At 74.3% G+C, this 538-nt stretch carries 1 protein-coding gene; it reads left to right on the forward strand.

The annotated features are described in order from the left end of the window. Nucleotides 1-428 (forward strand): GTP 3',8-cyclase MoaA family protein (locus AC1DQC_RS20205; protein ID WP_477053007.1); only part of this gene is annotated, 428 nt, incomplete at its 5' end. Between the last annotated feature and the right edge of the window lie 110 nt (nt 429-538).

Here is a 538-nt window from a genome sequence, read left to right on the forward strand (position 1 = left end):
TCATCGAGGAGATGGCGCTGGACGCGGACCACGCCTGGGACCGCGACTCGATCGTCGACGCGGCCCGGCTGCTCGACGTGCTCGGGGAGCGGTTCACGCTGCACCCGGTCGAGCGCGAGGACCCGGCGTCGCCCGCCGAGGAGTGGCTGGTCGACGGCGGACCGGCGACCGTCGGCATCATCGCGTCGGTGACGCGGAACTTCTGCAACGCCTGTGACCGGACCCGGCTCACCGCCGAGGGCACGGTGCGCTCGTGCCTGTTCAGCGACGACGAGGTGGACCTGCGAGCCGGGCTGCGGTCCGGCGCCACCGACGCGGAGCTGGCCGCGCTCTGGCGCGCCGCGATGTGGGACAAGTGGGCCGGTCACGGCATGGATTCGGCGGGCTTCGAGCCGCCGCGACGGAGCATGGGGGCCATCGGTGGCTGACGGTTCGGTGACGGTGCGGTACTTCGCGGCGGCGGCGGAGGCCGCCGGGTGCACCGAGGAGACCCTCCCGCTGGGCGCCGGTGCGAGCCTCGGCGACCTCCGGACGGCAC

This window comes from Cellulomonas sp. P4_H12, from assembly GCF_056400905.1.